A 24966-nucleotide genomic window follows, 5' to 3' on the forward strand; every position below is an offset into this window, starting at 1 on the left:
ACTATGTCGAATACATCTCTGCTCTCCCTCGCTTTACCCGATAAAGCGGGGGATAAAAAATTTCTTGGCAATCTGACCGGCGCCGCGCTGGCTATCGCCATTGCCAAACTGTCTGACAAACACCAGGGGCACACCCTGCTTGTAGTGCCGGATCCTCAGACCGCGCTCAAACTGACCGCTGAGCTGGAACAGTTCACCAGCGAGCCGGTAAAACAGTTTCCGGACTGGGAGACCCTGCCGTACGACAGTTTTTCCCCGCATCAGGACATTATCTCTGAACGTATCGCACACCTGTATCAGCTTCCGTCGCAGACAAACGGGGTGACCGTTATTCCAGTCAGCACCCTGCTGCAGCGCCAGTCTCCACGGGATTATCTGCTTCAGCATACCCTGATGGTTAAAACCGGTGATCGCTACTCGCTTGAAACGCTGAGAATGCAGCTGGAAAAATCCGGCTACCGCCACGTGGATCAGGTTTTTGGTCCGGGTGAATACGCCAGCCGCGGCTCGATCATCGACCTGTTCCCAACCGGCAGCCAGGATCCGTTCCGGATTGACTTTTTCGATGATGAAATCGACACCATCCGCACCTTCGACCCGGAAAATCAGCGCTCCATCGAAGACATGGATGAGATCCGCCTGTTACCCGCGCACGAGTTCCCTACCACACCAGAAGCCATTGAGGCGTTCCGCACCCGCTGGCGTCAGCGCTTTGAAGCGCGCCGTGAACCGGAGTCCATTTATGCTCAGGTAAGTAAAGGTACCTGGCCTGCCGGTATCGAATACTGGCAGCCACTGTTCTTTGAGCAGAGTGAAACCCTGTTTGATTACATCGGTGAACAAACTCTGGTTGTCATGACAGGAGATACCGAAGCGGCGATTGATCAGTTCCTGACTGACGTTGACCACCGCTTTGAGCAGCGCCGGGTTGACCCGCTGCGTCCGCTGCTGCCACCTGAAGAGCTGTGGCTGAAAAAGGACGAACTGTTTTCCCGGCTGAAAACCCTGCCCCAACTGGTACTGACTGAGCAGGCCGCTGCGAAAAAAGCCGGACGCCACAATCTGGACAGTGAACCGCTGCCGGCACTGGCTGCTAACCAGCAACTGAAAGAACCTTTTGCCGCTCTGCGTCAGTTTATTGAGCAGTACAGTGGCAAAGTCATCTTCTCTGTGGAATCTGAAGGCCGCCGGGAAGCACTGCTGGAGCTGCTGCAACGCATTAAGCTCAAACCGGCCGGACGGGACAGCCTTGATGATGCCCTGGCACACGATGACCGTTTCCACCTGATCCTTGGCAGTGCTGAACACGGCTTTATTCACCGCCAGCCGGACTTTGCGCTGATCTGCGAAAGCGACCTGCTGGGTGACCGGGTTATTCAACGGCGCAAAAAAGACCGCCGTGCAGTTAACAGCGATACGGTGATCCGCCACCTGGCCGAACTCAAGCCTGGCCAGCCGGTCGTTCACCTTGACCACGGTATTGGCCGCTATATTGGCCTGCAAACCCTGGAAGCAGGCGGCCTGACCACCGAGTACGTAACCCTGGAGTACCAGGACGGTGCAAAACTGTACGTGCCGGTTGCCTCACTGAACCTCATCAGCCGCTACTCCGGCGGCGCAGAAGAGTCGGCGCCGCTGCACAAACTGGGCGGTGAAGCCTGGGCAAAAGCACGCCGTAAAGCGGCAGAAAAAGTGCGCGACGTAGCAGCGGAGCTGCTGGATGTGTATGCTCAGCGCGAGCTGAAACCCGGTTACAAGTTTGCGCTGGATCGCGGCCAGTACGCCAGCTTTAAAGCCGGTTTTCCGTTTGAAGAAACCGACGACCAGGCCACGGCGATCAACGCCGTAATGTCAGACATGTGCCAGCCAAAAGCCATGGACCGCCTGGTGTGTGGTGACGTAGGCTTTGGTAAAACCGAAGTCGCTATGCGCGCCGCATTTGTTGCCACCGACAACAGCAAGCAGGTCGCAGTACTGGTACCGACTACCCTGCTCGCCCAGCAGCACTTTGAAAACTTCCGTGACCGTTTTGCCAATCAGCCAATCCGGGTTGAGGTTCTGTCACGTTTTCGCAGCGCCAAAGAGCAGAAACAGGTACTGGCCGATGTGGCCGAAGGTAAAGTCGACATCATCATCGGCACCCACAAGCTGCTGCAGAGTGACATCAAGTTCAAAGACCTGGGGCTTCTGATCGTCGATGAAGAGCACCGCTTTGGCGTTCGTCAGAAAGAAAAAGTCAAAGCAATGCGCGCCGATGTCGATATTCTGACCCTGACCGCCACCCCAATTCCGCGCACCCTGAACATGGCAATGAGCGGTATGCGCGACCTGTCGATCATTGCCACTCCTCCGGCGCGTCGCCTGGCGATCAAAACCTTTGTCCGTCAGGGCGAAGACAGCGTGATCCGTGAAGCCGTGCTGCGTGAAATCATGCGCGGTGGTCAGGTTTACTTCCTGCATAATCAGGTCGAGACCATCGACAAAGTAGCTGCCGATCTGGAAAAACTGATCCCGGAGGCCCGGGTCACCGTGGCCCATGGTCAGATGCGCGAGCGCGAACTGGAACGGGTGATGAATGACTTCTACCACCAGCGCTTTAACCTGCTGGTATGTACCACCATCATCGAAACTGGTATCGACGTTCCGACCGCCAACACCATCATCATGAACCGGGCAGATAACCTGGGTCTGGCGCAGCTGCACCAGCTTCGCGGGCGGGTTGGCCGTTCTCACCACCAGGCCTACGCCTACCTGCTGACGCCGCATCCGAAAGCGATGACCAAAGACGCCATCAAACGTCTTGATGCCATTGCCTCTCTGGAAGATTTGGGTGCCGGCTTTACCCTGGCGACCCATGACCTCGAGATCCGCGGTGCCGGTGAGCTTCTGGGCGATGAGCAAAGCGGTCAAATCCAGTCAGTCGGCTTCACCCTGTACATGGAAATGCTGGAACAGGCTGTTGAAGCACTCAAAGAAGGTAAGGAGCCATCACTGGATGAGCTGCTGCGCGATCAGAGTGAGGTCGAGCTTCGCCTGCCTGCGCTGCTGCCGGATGAATATATTCCGGACATCAACACCCGTCTGTCTATGTACAAGCGCATCGCCAGCGTAAGCAATGATGACCAGCTGGCTGAAATGAAAGTGGAACTGATCGACCGGTTTGGCTCTCTGCCGGACGCTGCCCAAAACCTGCTGGCAGTTGCAGAGGTCAAACTCAAAGCCGCTGGCATGCACATTAAGAAGATCGAGGCCCATCCGAAAGGCGGATACTTTGAATTTTATCCGACGGCTGACATCAACCCGGCTTATCTTGTTAAACTTCTTCAGTCCGCGCCACAAAAGTATGGAATGGAAGGTCCAACTAAGCTCAAGTTTACGGTACCATTAGCCGACCGTCGTGAGCGGATCCGGTTTGTAAATGGCCTGATGGCAGACTTTGCCCAAAACCGGCTGCCCGCCTGAACCCGGCGGAAAGCTGTAAGAATTTAATCACGTGGCGGCCGACACCGCCACCGGGAGAAATAATGAGAAAACTGGTCCCTTTTTTACTGTTTTTAGTTTCTTTTCAATCTTTTGCACAAAGACAGTTCGATATTGAGGTGATTCTGTTCAAACGTTCGGTCGATGCTGAGCAGGTAAAGGAATCATGGCCTAATCAGCTTCCGGCTCTTGAAATGGACAAAGCGATTTCGTTCCAGAACGCAGTCGCGATGGACAAAAAAGGCGCCAAACTGCTGCCAGCGTCCGAGTACCACCTGAATGATGAGTACGCTGCGCTTTCCCGCCACGCTGCTTTTAAACCACTGCTTCACGTTGCCTGGCGTCAGGGGGATCAGGGCCGCTTTGCTGCACCTGTTTTTCATATCGAAGCAGGTAAGGATTACTCCAGCCGTTTCGACGAAGCCGGTAACATGCGGGTAGATACCGAGTCCGTAGAGGGTATGAGCCAGGATATTAAAGAGCAGACCATCCACTCACCAATTTATGAGCTCGATGGCAAGCTGCAGGTTTACGTTCAGCACTACCTGTTTGCCGAGCTGGAAATGGATCTGAAAGCACCGGGGATCCGTGAAGTGAGCTTTGCCGAGCCGGAAACCGAACTCACAGCTGCCGGTGAAACAGAAGCGGAAAGCGATACCAATGTTCAGATTGGTAACCTGGAATCAGTCTCACCCACTCTGGAAGTGGAAGAGTTCCTGAAAAGCTACCGCATGAAGCAAAAACGCCGCATGCGCAGCACCGAAACCCATTACCTGGACCACCCTCTGATGGGCATGATCATCCAGGTACGCCGGGTTCCGCAAGCCTGATAACGGTCGCTCCTGCCCTGGCAGGAGCGTTTTTTTATTATGCACATATCCCACCAGCTTACCCTCACCACTCCACGCCTTGAACTGCGCCTTATCACTGCAGAGCACAGTCAGGCGTTCAGCAAACTGATACAGAACTCGCCCAGCCTGCACCAATGGCTGGACTGGTGTCATCCGGATTTCAGCGCAGAAGAGAGCGAAGAGTTTATCCTCGCCAACCGGGTCAACTGGCTCAAAGGGCTGTCATTTGGTTTTGGTATATTTGAAAAAGAGAGTGGTGCATTTGCCGGAATGGCCGCACTGACCGAGCACTCCCGTTCATTCAACTTAGGCGCTCTCGGCTACTGGGTTGGCGATGCGTACCAGCAACAGGGCTATGCCGCAGAAGCACTTCATCCGCTTATCCGCCACTGCTTCCGTACTCTCAGACTGACCCGGCTGGAGATCATCTGCGATCCTGACAACTGCGCCAGCCATCGCGTTGCAGAAAAGACCGGCGCGACGAAAGAAACACTGGCCCGAAACCGGTTTGTATTTAACGGCCAGCCTAAAGACGGCCTGGTCTACTCACTGATACCCACAGACCTGCCTGAAGAATAATCCCGCAACTGCGCCCTAATCCCTGCTCCGCCGCCCGTTTTTTAGAGTATGCTTTATGGGTATCGGCTGACAAAGGAGCAGGAAAATGGCAAATCCGTATATCCCACCAAAAGTCTGGCAAATGGAAGAAGGCAACGGCGGCCAGTGGTCGGGGATCAACCGCCCGGATTCAGGTGCCCGCTATGAAGAATCCCTGCCGGTTGGCGATCACACCCTCCAGCTTTATTCAATGGGTACCCCTAACGGCCAGAAAGTCACCATCATGCTCGAAGAGCTGCTGGCAGCAGGTAACGACGCAGAGTACGATGCCTTTATGATCGCCATTGGCGAAGGACAGCAGTTTTCATCCGGATTTGTCGAGGTTAATCCCAATTCAAAAATCCCCGCCCTGGTCGATCACTCCTGGGATGAACCTGTGTACGTGTTTGAGTCCGGCGCGATCCTGCTCTACCTGGCAGACAAGTATGGCCACCTGATCCCCAAAGATCCTCAACAGCGCGTAAAAGTACTCAACTGGCTGTTCTGGCTGCAGGGCTCAGCCCCTTATCTTGGCGGCGGATTCGGTCATTTTTACGCCTACGCGCCGGAGAAATTCGAGTACCCCATCAACCGCTTTGCCATGGAAACCAAACGCCAGCTGGACCTGCTCGACAGACAACTCGCCAAATCCCCATATATCGCCGGAGAGGACTACTCCATCGCTGATATCGCCATCTGGCCCTGGTACGGCAACCTGGTTCTCGGCAGGATCTACGACGCCGCAGAGTTCCTCGATGTGGACAGCTACCACCACCTGAAGCAATGGGCAGAAAAAATCGACCAGCGCCCCGCCGTGCAGCGCGGACGCATCGTCAACCGCACCTGGGGAGAAGAGTGGGAACAGCTAAAAGAGCGTCATTGTGCGGGGGATATAGACAGGGTGCTTGGGCTGAAACCGTGATTTGAGGGGTGCTGGGTGCTGCAAGCAGACTTCGCCACTCCGCTCGTAGCGTCAAGTCAAAAACTTTTGCTTGTTCACAGCAATTTCAGCGAACTCCCCCAGGACCCAGGACCACTAAACCCAGGTCCAAAAAAACGGGCTCCATGAGCCCGTTTTTCCATCAATGCAATTTCAGATTCGGTCTGAGCACCCGGTTGATCCGCCCAACCAGCATCATCAGTCCGGTCTTAAACATACCGTGCAGCGCCATCTGGTGCATGCGGTAGAGTGAGATGTACACCACGCGGGCGATGCGGCCTTCGACCATCATTGAGCCTTTGGTCAGGTTGCCCATCAGGCTGCCGACGGTAGAGAAGCGGCTCAGGGATACCAGCGAACCGTGGTCGTTATACACGTAAGGCTTGAGTTCGCGGCTATTCATCTTAGCCACGATGTTTTTGTACGCCAGGCTTGCCATCTGGTGCGCGGCCTGGGCGCGTGGCGGAACAAAGCTGCCATCGGCCTGGGTGCACCGGGCCAGATCACCAATCACAAAAATATTGTCATCACGGGTCGTCTGAAGGGTGTCTTTGACCACCAGCTGATTAATACGGTTGGTTTCAAGGCCGGCAATATCTTTGATAAAGTCCGGCGCTTTAATGCCCGCCGCCCATACCATGATCTGAGCCGGGATCTTGTCGCCGTCTTTGGTCACCAGGCCATCTTCGTCTGCCTGAGTCACCATAGTGGCGGTGCGAACATTTACGCCCAGCTTGGTCAGCTCGCTGTGCGCCGCAGAAGAGATACGTACCGGAAGGGCCGGAAGAATGCGTTCACCGGCTTCCACCAGGTTTACGTTCAGCTTGCTTGAGTCCAGGTCACCAAAACCGTAGGTTTGCAGCTCTTTCACTGCATTGTGCAGCTCTGCAGACAGCTCAACGCCGGTTGCACCGGCACCAACGATAGCAATGTCCACTGTGCCCTGGCCGTTTTTCGCGTGCAACTTGAGGAACTGATTGTTCATCTCGGTACGGAAACGGTGCGCCTGCTCCGGGCTGTCGAGGAAGATACAGTTATCACGCACACCCGGGGTATTGAAGTCATTCGAAGTAGAGCCAATCGCCATCACCAGGGTATCGTACTCCAGCTCTCGCTCTGGCATCAGCAGCTCATCGTTATCATCGCGCAGCTCGCCCAGTTTGATCACTTTACGCTCACGGTCGATATCGGTCAGGCTGCCCATCTGGAAGTCAAAATGATGATTCTTGGCATGAGCACGGTAGCTCAGCGCGTCCACACCTTCATCCAGTGAGCCGGTCGCCACTTCATGCAGCAGCGGCTTCCACAGGTGACTGGCTTTGCGATCTACCAGGGTGACCTTAGCGCGGCCTTTACGGCCCAGTGTCCGGCCAAGCTTAGTTGCCAGCTCAAGGCCGCCGGCACCACCACCTACAACAATAATCCGCGTCATGATGACACTCCTTCTGAAGTTTACTTAATTTTTATGGCCGCCCCGGCCTGCCTGTCTGGCTGGTACCGCAACCGCCTGGTATTTGTTCTGACTTTTTTTCGCGCCGGCTCGGGCCCGCGTCGTTATATTCTTACTGGCTCATAACTGGCCATTTTCAACTTTCTTTGATATTTATCAAAAAAACTTAGTATACCTGCATTATAAAGACCCTTTTTTTTATGGCAACGCTGTTTTGTAATATTTTTTCAATTCATAGCCTGAATAGCGCCGCTTTAGCGCGATACAGTGGCGCAACGTGTAGAAAAACAACAAAACGCATATTTGAGGCACAAAAAAAGCGCCGTTAAGGCGCTTTTCATTCAGTTTTCAGATTTTATCAGGCGTTTTTGAAAGCTTTCATCGCCTGAAGATGCTGGGAGATCTTCTTAAACTTATGGGACTGATTCTCATCCCACACAATCCGGTAGTAATCGGACAGCTCCTGCGCCGTCTCCTGATTGTTATGAACCTCACTGTGCCTTGAGAGGAACACCATACAGCGGTCACGGTTTTTATCCCGGAACTTGGAGACACACTTGGTTGCGATGTCTTCATACTCTTCAGGACGGTCGATTCTGCCTTCCATGTTCTTTTCAGGATGCAGATTCGGGTTAAAAATCACCTGGCGGATCCCGCACAGAAAGCCTATTCGCTCAGACCAGTATCCACCAAGCCCGACACCACAAATCAGCGGATTAGGATCGTCAGACTGCTCAACGGCCCGGTTGACCTCTTTAAGCAGGTACTGCATATCATGTTTAGGATGAAGGGTACTGTAGTTGATGAAGCGGACGTCTTCATCGATAAATTGCAACTGCAGTATCTTCTCGTGGTTACCCGGACTTGTTGAGTCAAAGCCGTGTAAGTAAATAATCATAGTTCCTCCCCGTTTCCCTGGGTGTTGTTATGCTTTCAATCTACCACGACCGTAAGGCATTGAAAGTGGCAAAGCCGGATTTCATTGGGCTAAAACAGTGATCCGAATTGCAGAATTACCATTTCTGCCGGGCTCCTGATTAAATCACATACCAAACGGTCACTTATACAGCAAACGTGTTAACAGCATACACCTGTCAAAGCAAAGGATCAGCCTCTGGCTCATGATTGTCTGAAAAATGACACAACTCATCCCGCAGGCGGTCACCGTGCTCCCTGTAGGTCTCATCGTCCCACAGTTGAAAGCCAAGGTAGTACCACAGCATCGCCATCATCCGGATATGAGGCAGCCATGTCCGGGTGGCTCGTTGCCACTCTTCCACTTCCTCTATGCCGCGAATGGCGCAGTAGAGGCGCACCATTTCATCGCTGTCCAGCCCGGCAATATCGCAGGTCATTGCCAGATCCATGCGGGGATCGCCAATAGCTGCATACTCCCAGTCAATAGCCGCGATGCCTGAGCGGGTAGAAAGCAGGTTGTAACCGCCGAGGTCAAAGTGACACAGGGTGCGGATTGCAGGCGGTGTGTAGGGGCCGGAGCGAAGCGTGGTATAAATCCGTTCAACATCCGGTGAGAGGTTTTCCAAATCGAGCTGAAACCAGTAAGCATCGACCCGCTCGGTCAGGTTGAACTTGAGAACAGGCTTATTGTTGATGCTGACCTGGTGGATTCGGGCCAGAATGGTCATCAGGGATAAGGGGTGAACGCCGTCACTCAGTACCTCGCCTTCGAGCCAGCGAACCAGCAGACCATGTTTGAGGTGCACCACCGCATCTGGTGAAAAATCGTAACCACGCAGTGCCTGAAGCAGGGTGTATTCATGAGCGCGGTCCACGCAGAACGCGCGGGATATGGAAGTAACAGGCCGCCACACAAAGTGACGGCCTTTAATATCGGTGAGCTTCCAGCAGCGGTTGCTGAGCCCGCCGGAGAGCAGTTCGGCCGAAACCGGAGCAGAGGGAAAGAAATCATCCAGACCGGTGAGAGTATCATCCAGCGCTTTGGCTTCATTCCATCCCATTATTGCCATACAACTGCTCCCTGAGTGCTTCCGGCCTTACAGGCCCAGGAAGCTCTTGGATTTCTGCTTGCGGATCTCTGTTTCGTCCGCCCACTCAATCAGGCCGGTTTCCAGATCCATCAGACGCATGGTCATTTTGTAGTACACATCCTGATCGCTGCCATCGTTCTTCACGATGCTCGCCAGGTTACCGTACAGCATGTACTGAGCACCCACCATTTTACCAAACTGAATCGCGCTGCCCTGATCAACCAGCTCATCATTGTTCTGGAAGTTCAGCTGCTCACGTACTGCTTCTACACGATCCATATCAACAAAACGGAACTTACCTGAGTTCAGCATCTTGGTGCTGACGGTATCAGTAATAGACTCAGTATCGATATGCTCGCTGGTTTTGTTTTTGATGCGCTCGACAAACACGATTGGACGGCTGTCACGGGTAATCGCAGCAACCGAGCCTGACATCATCATGCTATCTACCATCTGGCCAGCGATAGTCTGCAGATCCGTTGAGCCAAAATCGATAGTCGTGGTTTCAACAGCCTGAGCGTCTCCGTAAGAAACCTGGTTAGAACAACCGCCCAAAACTACAGCAAGACCCAACAGGGCAATAACACTTTTTTTCATAACGTTTCCTTTATTAATCTGCCTGACGAATCTGAACACGGTATTGTGTTCCGTTCGGGTTCACAGATACTTCAGAGATTGAAATGGTTTCATAACCACGAATCACAATTTGTTTCCACGGGCCAGGTTTGGTATTCACTTCCAGGCCTTTATCATCGTACCAGTAAAAGCGGTACTGAACGTTCTGATCGCCTTTGAACTTACTGGTCAGCGTCACGATACCGCGGGTATGGTCATTGACCATATCTGTATCGATTTGTTCAATATCCAGCTTGCTGCTCAGTACATTGTCATTAAACAGTACACGCTGAGACTGACCGTCAACACTCAAACCCGAAGTCGGTGTCGCACAACCTGCCAGCGCAAAAGCCGTCAGCAGTGCAATCCAGATTTTTTTCATTAGATAGCTCCCAGTTGTTTATGCCAGACACTGTAGCCCTGGCCTTGTCTTGAAATCCATACCAGCGTGGTACGTCCGGCTGATACTTTAAATTCATACGGCTGATTATTCACCGCGATACTGTGCTCACCGGCTGCTACCAACTCACTACTACTATAGACCTGAGCAGGAAGCGTCTGCCAGCTGCGGGTATCCGCCTGCTCTGTCAGAATATTCCACAGATTAACCAGTACATTGCCAACGTCATCTTCATTCTTGGCCGCCTGACGTCGAAGCTGCTCTTTGGCTACCACCCGGAGAGCCTGACGCAGCACCATACCCGGCAGTTTTTCCACCAGGTCCTGCTCTGCCATGAGATCGACATCCACCAGCTGAGACGGAGAAAGAGTGCGGCCATCCAGCATCAGCTCATTAAGCGGAATACCCTTACGATCCTGATAAAGAGGCAGTGACAGGTTGTAGTAGAAGTACTGATTCGCATCACTGTCATAAAGCGGGAACGAATACTGCCAGCTGTCGAGCGCTCTGACAACACTGCGCTCATCAATAATGATCACTCTGCCCTTGTCTTTAGCAGGGCTCTGGTACTTACCGTAACGTTTCTCCAGCTTGGCCAGATCCTGCTTCATACCCAGCTTTTTACCGGCACGCATGGTGCCCTGGATGATCTCACGGTTTTCCGGCATCACAGCCAGAGCACGACGATAATCCACATAAGCACTGTTCAGGTCACCGGATGTTTCATACAAAAGTGCAGAGAGATACAGCAGATAGCCGTTCTGAACCGCTGCCAGCTTTTTACCTGCCGCCGGGTAATTGGCCATAATGGCGCCAAGGTTGGGATCGACCCCCTGCTCTGAAGCCGATTTCTCAGCTGCTTCAAGCTCATCCTGACGACGCTTGCGCGCAGCTTCCTGTACCTGGTTTGCCCGGCGCATTTCAACCAGAGCACCTTCAAGATCGTTACCACGCAGGTAGTTCAGACCAAGATACAGGTGAAGAAAGCCCAGCTCATAATCCGCTGGTTCAAAACTGGTGAGGTTATCATTCGCAGCCAGCGCGCCAACAGAAGATGCGGTTTCGCTGATGGAAATCACCGCCTGGTCGGCCTGAACGCGTGCGGCCTGATCACTGAGTTTCAGTGACGCCATGCTTTGCGGGTAGTCCTCATTCAGGAATGCAACCCGGCCACGCTCCATATTATCGAGAATATCCCCGGCGATTTCAGATTCAGCGGCATAAGCCTGGGCCTGCTGGTAATCGCCCTGACTGAGCGATTCATACACGTAAGAGTGCTGAGAGCTGTAGTCACTGAACAGATTACCCGCGCTCATTCCGGCGCACGCAGACAAAGTAGCGCTGATCAGTACAACGCCTGTTTTTCGTAACAAAGAGTTCAAACTTGCCTCTGCTTGAGTGAGTATCAGCTGACCAGCATCGGGCCCAGTGGCTTACCACCCAGCAGGTGCATATGAATATGGTAAACTTCCTGGCCGCCGTGCGCGTTACAGTTCACCAGAAGGCGATAGCCGTCCTGTGCAATACCTTCCTGCTCTGCAATCTTACGCGCCACAGTAAACATGCGGCCCATCATCAGCTCATCTTCGGCTTCCACGTCGTTAACGGTCGGGATCAGCTTATTAGGAATGATCAAAATGTGTTTTGGAGCGCGTGGATTGATGTCGCGGAAAGCGGTAACCAGTTCATCCTGAAATACGATGTCTGCCGGAATTTCCTTATTGATAATTTTGGTAAAAATGGTTTCTTCGGCCATATTGGCTTCCCCCGGGGTATTCATCACAACAAATATTTTACCGTTGATATTCAACGCCAAAATCCTTATGGAATTAGGTGCCTAGTATGCGACAACACTGGGCAAACCTCAATTAAAAACATCGTTCGAATAGCACTGTTTTGTCATGATTCGTAGTCAATAAGTAACAGAATTGCAATAACCGTCAAAGTAATTCGCTACCGCATTCCATACAATGAGACGTTCTTTTTTGAAAGACCCATTTGTCTTTCACATATTTTTTACGCATCAGAGTATATGGAGAGAAAGCAATGCAAGGTTCTGTGATCAGGCGAATGTACGCCGGATTTACGCTGATAGTGGTGCTGTTTGTAGCCACTATTGCAATGATGTTAGGTGGAATGGACAAGATCCATTCTAACTTTGAAACCGTATCCGACACCTCCCTTCCGCTGGTTGCCCTCTCCAACCAAACCAGTGTTAAGCTGCTGTCCGCAGACAAATCCTTTAAAGATTTCCTGACTACGCAGAATACCCAGCGAATGGAAGCGTCACGCAACAACTTTAAAGCCGCCCAGGAGAGCTTCCAGCAAACCCTGGCAGAGCTGGAAAAAGTCGCCCAACACACCCCTTCAATCGCCCCACGTATCGAAGAACTGAAAGCCCTGGAAGCGAGCTACTTCAGTGAAGCGCTGGAAGCGATGAACAACTATCAGGCGATGTTTACCGCTCAGGCTGAGGTACAGAAATCCTCCCGCCGTTTCCAGAAACTGCAGACTGAACTGAGTGTTGGCATGAAAGAGTATGTCGATGACCAGGACAAAATCGCGGTTAAACTGATGGCCAAGAGCTATTTCATCAAGCTTAAAGACGCGGAAGTGGTCACCTCTGACGCACTGGCGAGCAGCGATGCGGATTTCGTTAAAAAAGCCGTGACCAAAAACAAGAAGGCTGTAACTCACCTGAACTACGCCTACCGCGGTCTGGCAACCCAGCTGCCGTCGCTGAAAGAGGTGTTTGACAAGTCGGTCGCACAGTTCAGCCAGGACATCGGTAAATCCGGCGGTGTGCTGGATCAGCACTACACTTACCTGACCTCTAAAAATGCCCTGTACGACAACATCGCCAACCTGGCAGTGAAAGTCGATGACGCAATGACCGTACTGGCAACCTTTAACACTACCGCAGAAGAACAGCTGGAAGCATCACTCAGCGAAGCCAGCGCCATCTACTCTGAAGGTCATATCCAGGCGATCCTGATCGGTATCGTGGTGTGTTTGATTGCAGTGGGTATTGGCTGGCACGTTGCCCACAGTGTACGTGAACCGCTGACCCGTATTCTTGATGCGCTGGAAAGCCTGACCAAAGGCGACATGACCCAGCGTATCGAGATCAAACGCAACAACGAGTTCAGCCGCGTTGGCCGCCATATCAACACCCTGGCAGGCAGCCTGCACGAAATTCTTCAGGAACTGAATGATGCAGCCGATGACCTGACCAGTGTGGCACAGTCTAACCGCCAGACCTCCGTTGAAGCCCAGGATCAGCTCAACAACCAGCGCAGCCAGACCGCAACTGTCGCGACCGCGATGACAGAAATGGAACAGTCGGTCAGCGAAGTCGCGCAGAGCGCACAAAGCTCATCTGATATGGTTCGCCAGGTTGAGACTGCTTCTGAGTCCGGTCGCCAGATCATGAGTGCAAACATCAGCACCATCAACCAGCTGGAAAACCGTTTGAATGAGTCGGTAGAAGCCGTAGGTGAACTTCAGCGTATGAGCAGCCAGATCGGTTCGATTCTGGATGTGATCCGTAATATCGCAGAACAAACCAACCTGCTGGCGCTTAACGCCGCGATTGAGGCCGCCCGGGCAGGTGAACAGGGCCGTGGCTTTGCGGTGGTTGCCGATGAAGTTCGGGTACTGGCAATGAAGACCACTCAGTCCACTGCTGAAATCGAAAGCATGATCAGCAACCTTCAGTCCAGCTCCAAAGCTGCCGGTACCGTGATTGAAAGCTGTATGACAGATATGGAAGAATCTGTATCCCAGGCATCCAGCGCCAACAGCGCAATGGAAGAAATCCAGGCGCTTATCATGGAAATCAGCCAGATGAGTACTCATATTTCTCAGGCCGCCGATGAGCAGCGGGTCACCACCTCTGACATCGCCCGTACTCTGGAAGATATCAACCACATCGCTAACCGGAGCTACCAGGCGATGCACGAAATTGCTTCTGTCAGCGAGGACCTGTCCAAACTGTCTGCGACGCAGAGCGACATCGTTCACCGTTTCAAGCTGTAAGCTTTTCATAGTTTTTGTGAATAAAGGGCAACCTAAGCAACGGGTTGCCCTTGTTTTTTCTGACGCGAATCCTTATATCTGTTATTGCCTGCCGACCTTTGTCTTTCGTGCTTCCACGAAGAAGTATGAGGCGACTTTCCCTTTTTCCCGGCAGGCCTGTTATGTTGAGGACATGATATGGCCGTACATGTAGGTATTATTGACCAGGACCCGGTTCGTTTGATCACCCCGTTGTTTGACCAGCGCACCATCAGCCGTCACATCATCTTTATCGGAGATGAAAGTCAGAAAGAGATGTATCACCGGCTCGATTCCGTTTTGAACAAGCGTGACATCACCTCGGAGTTTTATGAGATCCCGTCGGTGGTTAACACCTCTCTTATCAAGCGCTCAGTCATGGCTCTGGCCGAAGATCTTAAGCAGCGCGGCCTGGATGTTAAACTCAACGCCAGCTGCGGCCTGCGTCACCGTCTGCTGTCCGTCTACGAAGTCTTCCGCACCTATCACTGGCCAATTTTCGTGGTGGAGCCGTTCAGCGACAAAATGTGCTGGCTCTACCCGGATGGACGCGTAGAAAGCCAGGTGCAGGACCACATCAAGATTGAAGACTACCTGACCATATTTGGCGCACGTGCCGAGTTCAGTGATGTTGAGCTGCCTGAAGTACTGGACAAGAAACTCCACCAGCTCGGTGAACGCTGGGCAGGTAACGCGCTGGAGCTTGGCCCTGGCCTGGCGACCCTGAACTACCTTGCCACGACCTGCCGTAAAGAACAGAAACTGGACGTTGAGCTGACCGAAAAACAGCAGGGCTACCGCGAGCTGGATATGCTGATCACCGACCTGGTAGAAACCGGCCTCGCCCAATACGATAAACGCGTTCTGACCTTTACCAGCGAAGATGCCCGCCGCTTCTCCAATGGTGAATGGCTGGAAAACCTGGTCCACAGCACAGTACGCCAAATTCAGGATGAGATGCCGACCATTCAGGATCGCTCCCTGAACGTGCAGGTCTACCGCCAGCTGGGCGAACGGGAAGTGCGCAACGAACTGGATGTCGCGACCGTCGTGAACAACAAACTGCACATCATCGAATGTAAGACCAAAGGTATGCGCGATGACGGCGATGACACCCTCTACAAGCTGGAATCCCTGCGTGACCTGCTGGGGGGCATTCAGGCCCGCGCTATGCTGGTGAGCTTCCGCCCGCTGCGTCACAACGACATTACCCGTGCTGAAGACCTTGGTCTGGCCCTGATCGGCCCGGACGAGCTGAAAAACCTCAAGCACTACCTGACCGCCTGGTTTAAAGAAGCCGGCGGATACGACGAACTGGCTTAACTCTTATGATAAAAAAACCGGCCACCTGTTCAGGGGCCGGTTTTTTATGACTATCGCTTTTCAGGTATAAAAAGGCCCGGTACAGGACCGGGCAAAAAGGCATGGCTGGTAGTAATTAATTAAAAGTAAACTGTTGCACCGATACCAAAGCGGCTTTCACTCTCTACCGCAGTCAGTCCAACCGTCGCCTCAGATTCTTTGTTGGTAAAGCTGGTTGTCACACCATCAGCATACGCGTACTCCGCATAGACCCGGGCTGAACTGTTGAACTTGTATACAGTACCAACATAGAAGTTCTTGCCATCCCCTTTCTCATCAATACCAAAGCCTGACGGTGTTTGCTCAACATACTCAAATCCTGTGTGTACGCTCGCTTTATCCGTCAAAGAGTAATTACCGGCAAGGCTGACTGCATTTTCGCCAATAGCCCCGGGGCCCTGGAGATCTTCAAGTTTTGCGTTGTAGTAGGTAAAGCCAACCAGGGCATCACCAGCGCTATATTCCACCGTACCTTCAAAGTAGGTATTGCGCAGATCAGTGATCTTCTCTTTCTCTACATCTACACCATTTTCTTTCACCGTATACTTGCCAAGACTGTGGTCTTTCTTAGTGTTGACACCACCGCCAAAGTGCAGGCTGATATCTCCAAATGATGTACCGGCATACAGCTCAGCCAGTTCCTGATGGGTATCGTTGTTGGTAACCCCAACGTTTGCTGCCAGCCAGAATGCATCACTGTCATAGTTATACTTAACCAGTGCATCATGCCGGGCACCGGATAGTGTTGCATGACGCATACCCGTACCACCAAAGAAGTAGGAGTAATCAGCACCGTATGCATTATCTGACACAATCCACTGACGCCCAATGGTGATTTTTCCGAAGTCGCCACTCACACCAATATAGTGAAGGCGATTTTTCAGTACATAATCTGCACTGCCACCCAGACCAAATTCTGCCTTACCAAAAATTCGAACCCCTTCGGTCAACACATAATCACCGCTAACACCAGCCCGGGATGAGCCCGCTGTCATTTCAGGATTATTCATTTCCGGCTCTTTTTTCACCCTGGCATACAACCGGCCGTAAAACTCCGTGCTACCATCTTCCGACTTAAAAATCTCCGCTGCGCCGGCCGAACCTGTGGCCAAAACGGCAGGAAGAACTGCTGCTAATATTGTTTTTTTCATTGTTTACTATCCTGTATGTATTTATCCCTGATACACATTCTCTTGTGGAATGCGTTGTTATCAGATTACAAAATAGTTTCAGCCGGACAATGCCATACCTGATGTTTTGCGATGCATAAAACATCTATAAAATCAACAACTTCAAACAAAATACGTACGACAGCAAACAAAATGAAAATGGAATAACTATTCACCACAAAAGCGGTCAACCGGCAGAACAATGCTTTGTATACGGGAGCAAATACGCCTGAACAGCACTCAGCGCCGCATAAAATGTCAGTACGAATGAATATCTGAGAGGCCAGGTGAAAATCGAAAGGGAATTTCAGAGGATGATTTCTAAAAAATCGGTGAATAAAAATCTTCGGGCAGGTTCAAATTTATAAAAAAGGCAGAGTAAGTCACTCTGCCTTCTTAAATCAAATCAGTAAGTTAGTTTCAAAGCATCTTGCGAGCTGCTTCAACCACTACTTTGATAGAACGAGCTTCAGTCTCTTTCAGAGTCGCGTGATCCGGGATCTCTTTCTGAGTACGGTTGATGATTACACCCGCAACACAACCCGCTTTCAGACCTGAGCTTGCACACATGGTCAGCAGGGTTGCTGATTCCATTTCAAAGTTCAGAACGCCCATTTCCTGCCACTCTTTCATTGAACCCTGGAAGCGGCGAACAACGCGGCCGGTAAAGGTGTCGTAACGCTCCTGGCCCGGGTAGAAAGTATCACTTGATGCAGTCACGCCAGTGTGAACTTTCGCGCCGCTCTCGTCTGCTGCGTGCTTCATTGCTGTTGCAATTTCAAAGTCTGCTACTGCCGGGAACTCCATTGGAGCAAAATGCAGGCTCGCACCATCCAGACGTACTGAACCGGTAGTAACGATCATGTCGCCCACGTTTACGTGTGGCTGAATCGCACCAGTGGTACCAACACGCAGGAACGTATCTACGCCCAGCTGAGCCAGCTCTTCTACCGCGATAGAAGTAGAAGGACCGCCGATACCGGTAGAACAAACCACAACTGGCTTACCGTCCAGCTCAGCACGGTACAGCGTGTATTCACGCTGGCTGGCCAGAAATACCGGGTTTTCCATTTCCTCAGCGATTTTCTGTACACGCGCAGGGTCGCCTGGAATAATCGCAAGTGTTGCACCAGCAAGATCTTCTTTGGTTACACCTAAGTGGAAAACTGTAGACATAGAGGGCTCCTTTTGTTCACCACGCTCTGTTACGCGATGAGTTGTCATATTTTTGGGTACAGGAAGCACTGTACCCGACCGGGGGGACAATAATTGTGATCATTTTCACGAATAAAAATGAATGCAATGTACACCTTGCAAGGAAAACCGATTGGCATCACACTTTGTCCGCAAAACTGGTAACGCTTTGCACAAATACTGTTTAGCAGATCGATTACCTGCATGGCGTGGGCTGGCTCCCAGAACTGCATGCAATGATTTTTAAATACCCTCAGGTAAATAGTCGATTGCAACAAAACAAGTTCGCCGTGCCACTGAGGGCACGGCGAAACTCAACAGGAGGATTTACGGATATTTACTCAGCGGCTGTGTGCCCGAATCAAATATCCTCACTCCCCTTCCGCTTCTCTCTGAGCAAACGCAGTGAGTTCAGCGTTACCAGCGCGGTCGCCCCGCTGTCTGCCAACACCGCCATCCACAACCCGGTAATACCAAGCAGACTGGTAACAAGGAAGACGCCTTTCAGTCCCAGCGCCAGAGTGATGTTCTGACGGATGATCTTAAGCGTTGATTTTGACAAACTGATCATAAACGGCAGCTCAGCCAGACGATTGTGTGTCAAAGCCGCATCGGCGGTTTCCAGCGCCACGTCGGTTCCGCCTCCCATTGCGATACCAATGGATGCGGCTTTCATCGCCGGCGCATCGTTAATACCATCTCCGACCATCGCTACCCGTTTCTGCGCAGCAAGCGCTTCAACATAGTTCACTTTGTCTTCCGGCAGCAGTCCGGCTTTGAACCCTACTCCGGTTTTCTCTGCCATCGCCTGCGCTGAAACCGGGTTATCCCCCGTCAGCATCAGGGTGGCGATCCCCATCGCTTCGAGTTCCTGCACCGCCTGGCGGGCATCGCTGCGCAGGGTGTCGCGCCACGCCACAAGACCGGCAACCCCGTCGTCGATCATCGCCACGACCAGAGTTTTGCCCTGCTGTTCAAGCCTGCGCACCTCTGCTTCAGTTTCCGCATCCAGTGCCTGCGGGCACCTGTCCGGAGCCAACAGTACCACTTCCCTGTCCTCCACCAGGCCCCGAATGCCTGCACCGGGCAGCGCTTTAGTATCGGCAGCAAACGGAATATCGATGCCCTGCTCCGTAGCATGCTTCACCAGCGACACCGCCAGCGGGTGGCGCGAACCGCTTTCTACCGATGCTACAAACCGGAGAAGTTCCGTCTCACTCCAGCCGTTAAACACCCTGATGTCCGTCACTTTCGGCCTGCCTTCAGTCAGGGTGCCGGTTTTGTCAAACGCGACACTCTCGATACTGCCAAGCTGCTCAAGCGCAGCTCCACCTTTGATCAACACGCCATGACGGGCTGCCGTCGCAAGTCCGGAGGTGATGGCTGCCGGAGTGGAAATTACCAGCGCGCACGGGCAGGCAATCAAAAGCAGCGCCAGGCCGCGATAGAGCCAGGTCTCCCACGGCTGGGCAAATAACAGCGGCGGAGTCACGATAACCAGCAGGGCAACCAGCATCATCAGCGGCGTGTACCAGCGGCTGAATCTGTCCAGGAAGCGCTCCAGCGGAGCTTTGCGTGAATCTGCTTCTTCAATCAGGTGTAAGATACGGTCAATGGCATTTTGGCCCGGCAATGACGTGACGTTAATCAGTACAGTCGCATCTGCTACCACACTGCCGGCCATCACTTTATCACCGGTCTGCTTCTCAACCGGGACAGATTCGCCAGTCAGGGCGCTCTCATCAAGACTGGCGCACCCCTGACTTAACACACCGTCGGCAGGAAGACGGTCACCCGCCGCTACTTCGATTTGATCGCCGGGCTTTAACTCACCGGCTGGCACGACGCGGCGCTGGCCATTTTCGATAAGGGTTGCCGTTTCCGGTACCAACTCCATCAGGGCCTTAACCCCTGTCCGGGCCCGGCCCGCAGCGTACGCTTCCAGTCGCTCTCCGAGTAAAAACAGCAGCAACACCATGGCTGCTTCCACACTCTCTCCCAGATACAGGGCGCCCACGGCAGCGGTCGTCATCAGGGTTTCAATAGAAAATGGCGTTCCGGATCTGGCCATGGACCAGGCTTTGCGCGCAACCGGCGCCAGACCAGCCAAACAAACCAAAGTAAACAGATAACCGGCCAGCTGAGGTTCAAAACGGCTGATCAGCGCACTGATGGCCATCGCCAGTGTCAGGGAAATCAACAGTGCATTGCGTTTGATGCGCCCACGTAAGCCGCTTTCTTCTTCGGCAGGAGGCTTCGCCTTCCCGGCGGATTGTAAATCAAATCCGATCGCCCCAACCGCCGCTTCAACAGCTGCCGGGGTAAGCACCGCACTGCCTTTAACGACAAGCTTCTGCGTTGCGAAAAATACCTGATTTGAAGTCACGCCAGCTACAGCGCTGACCGCCGTTTCCACTTTTTTTGCGCAGGACGGACAATCCATCCCGGCGACATACCAGGAATAGGAATGGGCACTGCCGGATAAGGGCTCTTCCTCTTCAGGCGGCGCGTCACTCACCGAATCACAGCAGCCGGAACCGCTGCAGCAAGCCGATACTGACGCTGTCTGTTTCACCGCAGCCGGCGTCGCTGGTGAGCATGAGGTTGTTTTTGCCGGTGCACTGATTTTGTCAGAGCAGCAGGCGGTATGTTTGGTACACATAAGAATTTCCCTGTTATTCGTCTTCACCCTGACTATACACCCTGGAGTCCACTCCAGGGTCAAGGGTTTTCCCATAAAAAAAAGCTCTGCGCTTTAAAAGCACAGAGCCCGTTTCCATCAACAGTGAGTCGGGCGGTTAACGCAACCGGCTCAGCACTACCTGCTGGTCCAGCTCCTGTTGCCAGCTCTCATAATTCAGCCCCTGGTCGAAGATATACTCCGTCAGCAGAGTACGGGCGCGCTCCCTCAGCTCCTCACCCTGCCAGGGCTTTTCAAAATAACTTTCGATACGCGCCTTATTAATCGCGGTGATCGTATCATGGTGGGTCGCCTGCCCGGTCAGCAACACTTTTTTGGTGTGCTCAAAACGGCTGTCTTCAGAAAGCTCTGTAAGCAGCTCCACCCCGGTTTTGCCCGGCATAATATGGTCCGAGATCACCAGAGCGATAAACTCCCCTTCGGCGTCCAGGTCGTCGATCACCTCCAGCGCTTCCCCGGCAGACTCACAGGCTTCCACGTTCACCCAATCGCCGAGCGGCGCCAGGTCCTGAAGCACAGCGCTCAGTACTTCACGTTCATCATCCACACAGATCAGATTTAGCTTTTCCATCACTTATTTCTCCAAAACCCGTTAACCAATATGTCCGACCGAATGAAGGATCCAGACCATTACAAAGCTGAGCAATACCCCAACCAGTCCCAGAATCACACCAACCCGCGCCATCTGGCTGCTTTGCACGTTTCCGGTCGCATGTGCCAGCGCATTCGGCGGAGTACTGATAGGCAGCGACATACCCAGCGATGCCGCAAAAGTCACCACCAGGATCAGAGTGATCTCGCCGCCAAGCGGAGCCAGAGACACCATAGAGGAGCCCAGTGCCGCCATGATAGGCATCAACAGGTTTGCCGTTGCGGTATGCGACATAAAGTTCGCCATCAGCAAACAGAGGAAAGCCGCGCCAAACAGCACCACATAAGGTGAGAACTCATCAAACGGAATACTGTGAACGACCAGCCGGGCAAGACCGGTCTGATCCAGCGCCAGCCCCAGGGCGATACCACCGGATACCAGCCAGAGTACATCCCAGGAAATCTTTTTAAGGTCTTCTTTGTTGATGATGCCGGTCAGCGAGAAAATCGCGACCGGAATAAGCGCAACCGTGTAAGAGTTCATCCCGTGTGATGACCCCATCAGCCACAGCAAAATAGTACCGCCAAACACGATATATACCGTGATCGCTTTCGGTGTTTTAAGGAACTTACCTTTAATATTGAGATCGATTTTCTTCTGATCCGCCGGATAAAGCATACCAATCAGTACCCAGGCCAGTGCCATCATCAGGATCACAAACGGCACACCGAACATCATCCACTCACCAAAAGAGATGTAGTTTTCGCCCACCAGATATTTCAGCGCAATGGCGTTGGGCGGCGTACCAATTGGGGTACCAATGCCGCCGACGTTCGCCGCCACCGGAATACACAACGCGAACGCGATCCGGCCCGGGTCTTTGGGACCGAACACCGCAATCACCGGCGTCAGGATGGAAAGCATCATTGCCGTAGTTGCCGTGTTAGACATAAACATTGAGAATACGCCGGTGATCAGCATCAGGCCCAGCATCACAAACTTAGGGTTCGAGCCGAACGGACGCAGCAGCACCCGCGCAAGGTTCACGTCCAGGCGATATTTGGTCGCCGCCATCGCAAGGAAAAATCCGCCAAGAAACAGCATGATGATTGGGCTGGCAAAGGTTGCCATGATATCACTGTATTTCAGCAGTTCTCCGAACTCAGCACTTCCGTGGCCCTGCTTAAAGAAGATAAGTCCTTTATCCGACAGCAGCAGTAATTCCAGTACGATGATCACCACAGAAGTGGCATAAATGGGAATGGGTTCGAACACCCAGCAAAGCGCAGCCAGCAGGAAAATCGCGATCACCCGCTGCTGAATAATGGTCATTCCTTCAAACGGAAAAGCTTCCAGCGGAAGCAACAAGACGATAAGGGGAATGATTAGGGGGATAATATACTCGTAATACTGGCGCATAATCCTTCAATACTTCCTTTTGTTATCCGGTGATACGACAAGAACGCAGTACCCGGAAAAGAAACCGGGTACTAAATTTGAGACGAGATATTATCAGGCAGGCACCACCGCAAAGGTTTGGTGCCAGATCAAGGAATATGCAAACAAATTATTAGGTTAGCTAAGTTCTGATTTTGTTGCTATTTGGCTCACAGATTTGTGGCTGGTCACTTCTTCCATCAGAACCGGATCGCAGTTACAAAACGGCGTCATGTTCACACTGGTAGTAGCCGGGTCGATCTGCTCTGGTTCCGGCTCATGCTCACGTACCATTGCCTGAATATGCAACCGAAGTACCAATATGCCCAACACCCCAAACAAAATACTGCCCACCGCCTGACCATACAGTACCCCCAATGCGCCATACCACTGCGCTCCCAGCCAGACAAACGGCAGGGTACCAAGTGTGGCCTTGCCAAGGTTAAGTGCGGTGGAATAAACCGGTTTACCCAGGTTGTTAAACGAGGTGTTGGCAACAAACAGTGCGCCGTTAAACACAAAAGTAATCGCCACAAAAGTACAGAAAGCACTGACCATCGCCGCCGCATCCCCGTTCAGTGCGAACATACTTATCAGACTGTCCTGCAGCAGGTAAAGCAACGCAGCAACGGCAATACAGTACACCGTCACAAACAACATCGAGTTCATCAGGGTCTCTTTCACCCGATCGATGCGCCCGGCACCATAGTTCTGGCCAATGATTGGCCCTACCGAGCCGGAAAGAGCAAAAATAACCGCAAATGCCACCGGCGACACCCGGCCGATGACGGCAAAACCAGCCACAAAGTTTTCACCAAACTGAGCGATACCGGCAGTGACGATGGCATTACCAACCGGTGTTGCGGTATTGGTGATAATTGCCGGGACCGCAATCGCCATAATGGCCCGCGCATCGATCCTGAGTGCTGAAAGTGACGGCCACGCCACCAGCTTATGAACACGAAGCAAAGGGATAAAAGAGAACCAGAATACGGTCAGGCGTGCCACCACAGAAGCTGCCGCCGCGCCTTCCACATTCCAGCCAAAACCGAAGATAAAGATGGGGTCGAGTATGGCATTCACAATGCCGCCGGACAGGGTTGCCCACATACTCCTTTTTGCATCACCGGCAGCACGCAGACCGGCACCGCTGGCCATTCCCAGCGCCAGGATCGGACTGCTTGGCAGCAAAATATGCAGGTAGGCCGTTGCTTTTTCCAGCGCCATACCCTGAGCGCCGATTGCGCGCAGCAAAGGCTCGATATTGACCCACATTACCAGGGTTATGACCAGGCTTATCGAAAAGGCCAGTACCAAGGTATTCGAAGCCTTACGCCTCGCTTCATCAAACCGCTTCGCACCAATCGATTTTGAGGCCAGCGCCCCCATAGCGATTGAGGTACCAATAGAAACCGATGTAGAAAAAAACAGCAGTGTCCCGGCAAAGCCAACCGCTGCCGCCAGCTCCACCTGACCCAGCATACTGATAAACAGCATATCGACCAGGTCAACGACAAAGAGCGCCAGCAACCCTATCGAACCGGCACCAGACATGGTCAGTATGTGTTTCATGGTCGAGCCCTGAACGAACTTCGCCTGCTGGGTCATTACTTATCTCCTGGCCACATATAATCAGGGCGCCACTGTGGCGCCCTGGTTCTTATCTCCCATTCTGACTTATACCGGATGTTTAAAGCAATCCTTTAAGTTCGCTCCCACCGCTTTCAGCACTTCTGTGCGGGTGATAATACCGAGGAACTTATTCTGATCATCAACAACCGGATAACCTTTAGGTTTTCCTGGCCGGATCATCTCTGCCAGCTCAATAATCGACATTTCCGGTTTCACTGAAAGCACCTCAGTACTCATGCAGTCCCCGACGATGTGAGAGTCCTGACAGTAATAGCTGACCTTAATCAGCTTCTCAAGCAGATCCTGCTCAGAAAGATAACCAATCACTTCTTTACGCTCGTTGATTACCGGCCCGCCCAAATGTTCAGAAGTCATAACTTTATCCAGCGCGGCGGTCAGCGACATATCTTTCGTGAAGGTGACTGACTTATGTATCATATAATCTTTAACTTTAATCGATTCCATACCTTGCTCCTTAGAC

General features: G+C 52.5%; 20 protein-coding genes. 6 read left to right on the forward strand and 14 right to left on the reverse strand.

The annotated features are described in order from the left end of the window. Positions 1-3 precede the first annotated feature (3 nt). From mfd to yghU, 4 genes are all read left to right on the forward strand, one after another. A complete protein-coding gene (mfd, locus tag ACVB80_RS05085) occupies positions 4-3462 on the forward strand; it encodes a transcription-repair coupling factor (RefSeq protein WP_481080187.1) in 3459 nt (1152 codons plus the stop codon). A gap of 62 nt (positions 3463-3524) precedes the next feature. Further along, positions 3525-4310, forward strand: a complete 786-nt coding sequence (locus ACVB80_RS05090) for a peptidoglycan binding protein CsiV (protein WP_481080188.1) — start codon at positions 3525-3527, stop codon at positions 4308-4310. Positions 4311-4355: 45 nt separating this feature from the next. Further along, complete coding sequence (locus ACVB80_RS05095; RefSeq protein WP_481080375.1) at positions 4356-4910, forward strand: GNAT family N-acetyltransferase; 555 nt, start codon at positions 4356-4358, stop codon at positions 4908-4910. A gap of 85 nt (positions 4911-4995) precedes the next feature. Beyond that, positions 4996-5850, forward strand: coding sequence for a glutathione-dependent disulfide-bond oxidoreductase (yghU, locus tag ACVB80_RS05100; protein ID WP_481080189.1), 855 nt, complete (start codon positions 4996-4998; stop codon positions 5848-5850). A gap of 160 nt (positions 5851-6010) precedes the next feature. On the opposite strand, the gene ACVB80_RS05105 is transcribed toward yghU, so the two are convergent. The 7 genes from ACVB80_RS05105 to hinT form a co-directional block, all read right to left on the reverse strand. Continuing rightward, entirely contained in the window at positions 6011-7300 is a 1290-nt protein-coding gene (locus tag ACVB80_RS05105; protein ID WP_481080190.1) for an NAD(P)/FAD-dependent oxidoreductase, read from the reverse strand. A gap of 376 nt (positions 7301-7676) precedes the next feature. Then, on the reverse strand, positions 7677-8216 hold the full coding sequence (ycfP, locus tag ACVB80_RS05110) for an alpha/beta hydrolase YcfP (protein WP_481080191.1): 540 nt from the start codon (positions 8214-8216) through the stop codon (positions 7677-7679). A gap of 196 nt (positions 8217-8412) precedes the next feature. Next, positions 8413-9306, reverse strand: coding sequence for a phosphotransferase (locus ACVB80_RS05115; RefSeq protein ID WP_481080192.1), 894 nt, complete (start codon positions 9304-9306; stop codon positions 8413-8415). A 27-nt stretch (positions 9307-9333) separates the two neighbouring features. Then, positions 9334-9924 carry a penicillin-binding protein activator LpoB gene (gene lpoB / locus ACVB80_RS05120; RefSeq protein ID WP_481080193.1) on the reverse strand — a complete coding sequence of 197 codons (591 nt, stop codon included), beginning with the start codon at positions 9922-9924 and terminating at the stop codon, positions 9334-9336. Positions 9925-9937: 13 nt separating this feature from the next. Beyond that, positions 9938-10324 carry a YcfL family putative periplasmic lipoprotein gene (locus ACVB80_RS05125; protein WP_481080194.1) on the reverse strand — a complete coding sequence of 129 codons (387 nt, stop codon included), beginning with the start codon at positions 10322-10324 and terminating at the stop codon, positions 9938-9940. Beyond that, positions 10324-11658, reverse strand: coding sequence for a COG3014 family protein (locus ACVB80_RS05130; RefSeq protein WP_481080195.1), 1335 nt, complete (start codon positions 11656-11658; stop codon positions 10324-10326). Before ACVB80_RS05130 ends, ACVB80_RS05125 begins: the two co-directional genes overlap by 1 nt. A gap of 89 nt (positions 11659-11747) precedes the next feature. Further along, the gene (gene hinT / locus ACVB80_RS05135) at positions 11748-12098 is read right to left on the reverse strand and encodes a purine nucleoside phosphoramidase (protein WP_481080376.1); all 351 of its coding nucleotides are present in this window, start codon (positions 12096-12098) and stop codon (positions 11748-11750) included. Between the two features lie 290 nt (positions 12099-12388). Here hinT and ACVB80_RS05140 point away from each other — a divergent pair, with 290 nt between their 5' ends. Further along, positions 12389-14380, forward strand: coding sequence for a methyl-accepting chemotaxis protein (locus ACVB80_RS05140; RefSeq protein ID WP_481080196.1), 1992 nt, complete (start codon positions 12389-12391; stop codon positions 14378-14380). A gap of 177 nt (positions 14381-14557) precedes the next feature. Then, entirely contained in the window at positions 14558-15721 is a 1164-nt protein-coding gene (locus ACVB80_RS05145) for a DUF1887 family protein (protein WP_481080197.1), read from the forward strand. Between the two features lie 119 nt (positions 15722-15840). Here the strand turns inward: ACVB80_RS05145 and ACVB80_RS05150 are convergent, their stop codons facing one another. From ACVB80_RS05150 to ACVB80_RS05180, 7 genes are all read right to left on the reverse strand, one after another. Continuing rightward, positions 15841-16911 (reverse strand): porin, encoded by a 1071-nt coding sequence (locus ACVB80_RS05150; RefSeq protein ID WP_481080198.1) that lies wholly within the window; start codon positions 16909-16911, stop codon positions 15841-15843. 438 nt (positions 16912-17349) lie between these two features. Continuing rightward, positions 17350-18105 carry a uridine phosphorylase gene (gene udp, locus ACVB80_RS05155; protein WP_481080199.1) on the reverse strand — a complete coding sequence of 252 codons (756 nt, stop codon included), beginning with the start codon at positions 18103-18105 and terminating at the stop codon, positions 17350-17352. A 379-nt stretch (positions 18106-18484) separates the two neighbouring features. Then, the gene (locus ACVB80_RS05160; protein ID WP_481080200.1) at positions 18485-20785 is read right to left on the reverse strand and encodes a zinc/cadmium/mercury/lead-transporting ATPase; all 2301 of its coding nucleotides are present in this window, start codon (positions 20783-20785) and stop codon (positions 18485-18487) included. A gap of 136 nt (positions 20786-20921) precedes the next feature. Then, positions 20922-21395, reverse strand: coding sequence for a response regulator (locus ACVB80_RS05165; protein ID WP_481080201.1), 474 nt, complete (start codon positions 21393-21395; stop codon positions 20922-20924). Between the two features lie 21 nt (positions 21396-21416). After that, positions 21417-22835 (reverse strand): SLC13 family permease, encoded by a 1419-nt coding sequence (locus ACVB80_RS05170; RefSeq protein ID WP_481080202.1) that lies wholly within the window; start codon positions 22833-22835, stop codon positions 21417-21419. A gap of 156 nt (positions 22836-22991) precedes the next feature. Next, positions 22992-24461 carry an MATE family efflux transporter gene (locus tag ACVB80_RS05175; protein WP_481080203.1) on the reverse strand — a complete coding sequence of 490 codons (1470 nt, stop codon included), beginning with the start codon at positions 24459-24461 and terminating at the stop codon, positions 22992-22994. A 69-nt stretch (positions 24462-24530) separates the two neighbouring features. Continuing rightward, the gene (locus tag ACVB80_RS05180) at positions 24531-24950 is read right to left on the reverse strand and encodes a CBS domain-containing protein (protein WP_481080204.1); all 420 of its coding nucleotides are present in this window, start codon (positions 24948-24950) and stop codon (positions 24531-24533) included. Positions 24951-24966 lie beyond the last annotated feature (16 nt).

Source organism: Vibrio sp. 9-16B-A1 (genome assembly GCF_056726165.1).

Coding starts and splice junctions, on each gene's coding strand:
- ACVB80_RS05090 (WP_481080188.1), top strand. CDS start 3,525: ATGAGAAAACTGGTCCCTTTTTTACTGTTTTTAGTTTCTTTTCAATCT.
- ACVB80_RS05175 (WP_481080203.1), bottom strand. CDS start 24,461: ATGACCCAGCAGGCGAAGTTCGTTCAGGGCTCGACCATGAAACACATA.
- ACVB80_RS05160 (WP_481080200.1), bottom strand. CDS start 20,785: ATGTGTACCAAACATACCGCCTGCTGCTCTGACAAAATCAGTGCACCG.
- ycfP (WP_481080191.1), bottom strand. CDS start 8,216: ATGATTATTTACTTACACGGCTTTGACTCAACAAGTCCGGGTAACCAC.
- ACVB80_RS05115 (WP_481080192.1), bottom strand. CDS start 9,306: ATGGCAATAATGGGATGGAATGAAGCCAAAGCGCTGGATGATACTCTC.
- ACVB80_RS05145 (WP_481080197.1), top strand. CDS start 14,558: ATGGCCGTACATGTAGGTATTATTGACCAGGACCCGGTTCGTTTGATC.
- ACVB80_RS05130 (WP_481080195.1), bottom strand. CDS start 11,658: ATGAGCGCGGGTAATCTGTTCAGTGACTACAGCTCTCAGCACTCTTAC.
- ACVB80_RS05140 (WP_481080196.1), top strand. CDS start 12,389: ATGCAAGGTTCTGTGATCAGGCGAATGTACGCCGGATTTACGCTGATA.
- ACVB80_RS05165 (WP_481080201.1), bottom strand. CDS start 21,395: ATGGAAAAGCTAAATCTGATCTGTGTGGATGATGAACGTGAAGTACTG.
- yghU (WP_481080189.1), top strand. CDS start 4,996: ATGGCAAATCCGTATATCCCACCAAAAGTCTGGCAAATGGAAGAAGGC.
- ACVB80_RS05170 (WP_481080202.1), bottom strand. CDS start 22,835: ATGCGCCAGTATTACGAGTATATTATCCCCCTAATCATTCCCCTTATC.
- udp (WP_481080199.1), bottom strand. CDS start 18,105: ATGTCTACAGTTTTCCACTTAGGTGTAACCAAAGAAGATCTTGCTGGT.
- hinT (WP_481080376.1), bottom strand. CDS start 12,098: ATGGCCGAAGAAACCATTTTTACCAAAATTATCAATAAGGAAATTCCG.
- lpoB (WP_481080193.1), bottom strand. CDS start 9,924: ATGAAAAAAAGTGTTATTGCCCTGTTGGGTCTTGCTGTAGTTTTGGGC.
- ACVB80_RS05180 (WP_481080204.1), bottom strand. CDS start 24,950: ATGGAATCGATTAAAGTTAAAGATTATATGATACATAAGTCAGTCACC.
- mfd (WP_481080187.1), top strand. CDS start 4: ATGTCGAATACATCTCTGCTCTCCCTCGCTTTACCCGATAAAGCGGGG.
- ACVB80_RS05105 (WP_481080190.1), bottom strand. CDS start 7,300: ATGACGCGGATTATTGTTGTAGGTGGTGGTGCCGGCGGCCTTGAGCTG.
- ACVB80_RS05150 (WP_481080198.1), bottom strand. CDS start 16,911: ATGAAAAAAACAATATTAGCAGCAGTTCTTCCTGCCGTTTTGGCCACA.
- ACVB80_RS05125 (WP_481080194.1), bottom strand. CDS start 10,324: ATGAAAAAAATCTGGATTGCACTGCTGACGGCTTTTGCGCTGGCAGGT.